This window comes from Corynebacterium sp. KPL4072, assembly GCF_037908395.1.
GTDB classification, from domain to species: Bacteria; Actinomycetota; Actinomycetes; order Mycobacteriales; family Mycobacteriaceae; genus Corynebacterium; species Corynebacterium kefirresidentii.
The window spans coordinates 1-5,425 of the sequence record NZ_JBBMGE010000016.1 but is presented as its reverse complement, the minus strand read 5'-3'; the positions used below and the strand labels follow the sequence as shown (position 1 = coordinate 5,425).

At 53.2% G+C, this 5,425-nt stretch carries 3 rRNA genes; all 3 read right to left on the bottom strand.

Going from position 1 to position 5,425, the window contains the following annotated elements:
* Positions 1 to 54: 54 nt before the first annotated feature.
* Positions 55 to 172 (bottom strand): 5S ribosomal RNA (gene rrf, locus WMP97_RS11670).
* A 129-nt stretch (positions 173 to 301) separates the two neighbouring features.
* Positions 302 to 3,368 (bottom strand): 23S ribosomal RNA (locus tag WMP97_RS11665).
* Positions 3,369 to 3,842: 474 nt separating this feature from the next.
* Positions 3,843 to 5,360 (bottom strand): 16S ribosomal RNA (locus WMP97_RS11660).
* The 16S, 23S and 5S rRNA genes sit together here, the layout of an rRNA operon.
* Between the last annotated feature and the right edge of the window lie 65 nt (positions 5,361 to 5,425).

Sequence of the window (5,425 nt, the reverse complement as noted above, 5' to 3'; positions counted from 1 at the left end):
CGGTGGTATACCGTCCTCTTCTTTGTTGTATTTTGTTGTGTTTTTGTTGTTTGGTGTCGGCGGTGACTTACTCTCCCACAACCTCCCGGTTGCAGTACCATCAGCGTGTGCAGGCTTAGCTTCCGGGTTCGGAATGGGACCGGGCGTTTCCCTGCAGCTATTGACCACCGACAAACCTTCAGAACATCTACCCTCTTTGATGGGTGTCTGGGTGTTGTGTCAGATACTGCATAGTGGACGCGGTCACGACAGTGACTGTTTCTTGTTTTTGTTGTTTTTTGCCAGCACACATAGTGTGTGTTGGTGTTTGTTGTGGTCAATTAGTACCAGTAGCCTTCACACCTTACAGTGCGTCCAGGTCTGGCCTATCTACCCTATCGTCTTTAGGGGACCTTAACGAAACCTCATCTTAAAACAGGCTTCCCGCTTAGATGCTTTCAGCGGTTATCCCTTCCGTACGTAGCCAACCAGCGATACCCCTGGCGGGATAACTGGCACACTAGAGGTACGTCCGTCCCGGTCCTCTCGTACTAGGGACAGCTTTCTTCAAGTTTCAACGCGCGCGGCGGATAGAGACCGAACTGTCTCACGACGTTCTGAACCCAGCTCGCGTGCCGCTTTAATGGGCGAACAGCCCAACCCTTGGGACCTACTCCAGCCCCAGGATGCGACGAGCCGACATCGAGGTGCCAAACCATCCCGTCGATATGGACTCTTGGGGAAGATCAGCCTGTTATCCCCGGGGTACCTTTTATCCGTTGAGCGACACCACATCCACAAGTAGGTGCCGGATCACTAGTCCCGACTTTCGTCCCTGCTCGACATGTCTGTCTCACAGTCAAGCTCCCTTGTGCACTTACACTCACCACCTGATTGCCAACCAGGCTGAGGGAACCTTTGGGCGCCTCCGTTACATTTTGGGAGGCAACCGCCCCAGTTAAACTACCCACCAGGCACTGTCCCCAACCCAGATCATGGGCCAAGGTTAGATGCTCAATCCGATCAGAGTGGTATTTCAACAACGACTCCACCACCACTAGCGTGATAGCTTCCAAGTCTCCCACCTATCCTACACAAACCGAACCAAACACCAATACCAAGCTATAGTGAAGGTCCCGGGGTCTTTTCGTCCTGCCGCGCGTAACGAGCATCTTTACTCGTAGTGCAATTTCACCGGGCCTGTGGTTGAGACAGCAGAGAAGTCGTTACGCCATTCGTGCAGGTCGGAACTTACCCGACAAGGAATTTCGCTACCTTAGGATGGTTATAGTTACCACCGCCGTTTACTGGGGCTTAAATTCTCAGCTTCGCAGTCAAAGACTACTAACCGGTCCTCTTAACCTTCCAGCACCGGGCAGGCGTCAGTCCATATACATCAACTTAACGTCTTCGCATGGACCTGTGTTTTTGATAAACAGTCGCTTCCCTCTATTCTCTGCGACCCCACAACGCTTCCAGCCGCACGGACCTTCACATCGTAGGGCCCCCCTTCTCCCGAAGTTACGGGGGCATTTTGCCGAATTCCTTAACCACAGTTCACCCGAACGCCTTAGTATTTTCAACCTGACCACCTGTGTCGGTTTAGGGTACGGGCCATACACACACATCGCTAGAGGCTTTTCTCGACAGTACAGGATCACCACCATCAACCCCAAAGGGTCTACGCATCACGCCTCAACCAAAAGTGTGCGGCGGATTTACCTACCACACGGTCTGCACGCTTACACCACCAATCCAATAAGTGGCGTGGCTACCTCACTGCGTCACCCCATCACTTGAACCACACATCAGGCCCCACGACATCAACACCACCAGACTTCAAAGAAGACCAGCAATGCATCCGCGGTGGTTAGTATCAGTGCTTTATCATGGGCGCGCATGTACGGGTACCAGAATATCAACTGGTTATCCATCGACTACGCCTGTCGGCCTCGCCTTAGGTCCCGACTCACCCTGGGAAGACGAACTTGACCCAGGAACCCTTAGTCATCCGGCGGATAGGATTCTCACCTATCAATTCGTTACTCATGCCTGCATTCTCACTCGCACACAGTCCACGCCTCCTTACGGTAACGCTTCAACCCATGCACGACGCTCCCCTACCCAACAAAAAATTGTTGCCGCGGCTTCGGCGGTGTACTTGAGCCCCACTACATTGTCGGCGCAGAACCACTCGACCAGTGAGCTATTACGCACTCTTTCAAGGATGGCTGCTTCTAAGCCAACCTCCTGGCTGTCTTCGCGATCCCACATCCTTTTCCACTTAGTACACCCTTAGGGGCCTTAACCGGCGATCTGGGCTGTTTCCCTCTCGACTATGAAGCTTATCCCCCACAGTCTCACTGCCGTACAACACAATTAGTGGCATTCGGAGTTTGGCTGACATTGCTAAGATTGTAGTCCCGCTCAACCAACCAGTAGCTCTACCTCCACCAAGCTATAATACGACGCTGCACCTAAATGCATTTCGGGGAGAACCAGCTATCACGGAGTTTGATTGGCCTTTCACCCCTACCCACAGCTCATCCCCGCAGTTTTCAACCTACGTGGGTTCGCGCCTCCACAACCTCTTACAGCTGCTTCACACTGGCCATGGGTAGATCACCCCGCTTCGGGTCCAGGACATGCCACTTGACACCCCATTAGGATTCGGTTTCCCTACGGCTACCCCACACGGGTTAACCTCGCGACATGCCGCTGACTCGCAGGCTCATTCTTCAAAAGGCACGCCATCACACACACGGTGCTCTGACGGATTGTAAGCACATGGTTTCAGGAACTATTTCACTCCCCTCCCGGGGTACTTTTCACCATTCCCTCACGGTACTCATACACTATCGGTCACACTGAGTATTTAGGCTTACCGGGTGGTCCCGGCAGATTCACAGCAGATTCCACGAGCCCGCTGCTACTCGGGCAACCCAACAACCCACACACCATCATCTTCAGCTACAGGACTCTCACCTACTCCGGCAGGCCATTCCAAACCACTTCACCTAACAACAATGCGAGGGCGCGGCAATGGTAGTCACCGCACATCAGGGCCCACAACACCGCACACACAACCCCTACCAGGTATCACATGCACACGGTTTAGCCTCATCCACGTTCGTTCGCCACTACTAGCAGAATCATTATTATTTTCTTCTCCTACGGGTACTGAGATGTTTCACTTCCCCGCGTAAACCCCCACAACAGCTATGAATTCACTGAAGGGTAACCCCACATAACCAGGGCCAGGTTTCCCCATTCGGACATCCTCGGATCAACGCTTAATTGACAACTCCCCGAGGCTTAACGCAGCCTTTCACGTCCTTCATCGGCTCAGCATGCCAAGGCATCCACCATGCGCCCTTAATAACGAACACACAAACCACCACACACAAACAAAATGCGCGGGTGGCCACACAAGTGAACTTGACAAAATAAACACAAAAAAAGAAATCACACAAACACACACAACACACCACACAAAAGCGCAGCCCGTTACATGTGTTTAATGCTCGCGTCCACTATACAGTTCTCACACAACACCCCAACCACAAACCAGCACACACAAACCATGCACACCAGCAAAATGGTCAGGCACCAAAAAAAGGGGATAATGCCCCAGACACCCAACAATGCACCAACATACAAACAAATACTTTTTCAAACTGTGCACGACACTGTGTGTCACAAAGCGCCATTCAAACACTCGGTCTTTGTCTTAAAGGTGTATCTTCCACCCGGAAATTTTCAAACAAACAACGTTGGCAGCATGACACTCGCACACTCAACCAACACCTGCCACACTAACGCGGCAGCACGGCACAACTGTGCCTAATAATAAAGCTCCTTAGAAAGGAGGTGATCCACCCGCACCTTCCGGTACGGGTACCTTGTTACGACTTCGTCCCAATCGCCGATCCCACCTTCGACGGCTCCCTAACAAGTTTGGGCCACCGGCTTCGGGTGTTACCAACTTTCATGACGTGACGGGCGGTGTGTACAAGGCCCGGGAACGTATTCACCGCAGCGTTGCTGATCTGCGATTACTAGCGACTCCGACTTCATGGGGTCGAGTTGCAGACCCCAATCCGAACTAAGGCCGGCTTTCAGCGATTCGCTCCACCTCACAGTGTCGCTGCGCGTTGTACCGACCATTGTAGCATGTGTGAAGCCCTGGACATAAGGGGCATGATGATTTGACGTCATCCCCACCTTCCTCCGAGTTGACCCCGGCAGTCTCTCATGAGTCCCCAACCAAATGCTGGCAACATAAGACAAGGGTTGCGCTCGTTGCGGGACTTAACCCAACATCTCACGACACGAGCTGACGACAACCATGCACCACCTGTACACCAGCCACAAAGGGAAAGACTATCTCTAGCCCGATCCGGTGTATGTCAAGCCCAGGTAAGGTTCTTCGCGTTGCATCGAATTAATCCACATGCTCCGCCGCTTGTGCGGGCCCCCGTCAATTCCTTTGAGTTTTAGCCTTGCGGCCGTACTCCCCAGGCGGGGCGCTTAATGCGTTAGCTACGGCACGAAAGTCGTGAAAAGACCCTCACACCTAGCGCCCACCGTTTACGGCATGGACTACCAGGGTATCTAATCCTGTTCGCTACCCATGCTTTCGCTCCTCAGCGTCAGTAACTGCCCAGTAACCTGCCTTCGCCATCGGTGTTCCTCCTGATATCTGCGCATTTCACCGCTACACCAGGAATTCCAGTTACCCCTACAGTACTCAAGTTATGCCCGTATCGCCTGCACGCCCGGAGTTAAGCCCCGGAATTTCACAGACGACGCGACAAACCACCTACGAGCCCTTTACGCCCAGTAATTCCGGACAACGCTCGCACCCTACGTATTACCGCGGCTGCTGGCACGTAGTTAGCCGGTGCTTCTTATCTAGGTACCGTCACAAAAAGCTTCGTCCCTAGCGAAAGGAGTTTACAACCCGAAGGCCGTCATCCCCCACGCGGCGTCGCTGCATCAGGCTTGCGCCCATTGTGCAATATTCCCCACTGCTGCCTCCCGTAGGAGTCTGGGCCGTATCTCAGTCCCAATGTGGCCGTCCACCCTCTCAGGCCGGCTACCCGTCGCCGCCTTGGTAGGCCATTACCCCACCAACAAGCTGATAGGCCGCGAGCTCATCCTACACCGAAAAAACTTTCCAACCATCACACTAAAAATGGCTCCTATCCGGTATTAGACCCAGTTTCCCAGGCTTATCCCGAAGTGCAGGGCAGATCACCCACGTGTTACTCACCCGTTCGCCACTCGAGTACCCTGCAAGCAGGGCCTTTCCGTTCGACTTGCATGTGTTAAGCACGCCGCCAGCGTTCGTCCTGAGCCAGGATCAAACTCTCCACAAAAAAATTTCAGAACAAATCCGAAACAGGCCGTGAAAAGCCCGAAACCCAACAAAAGAACAAACCAC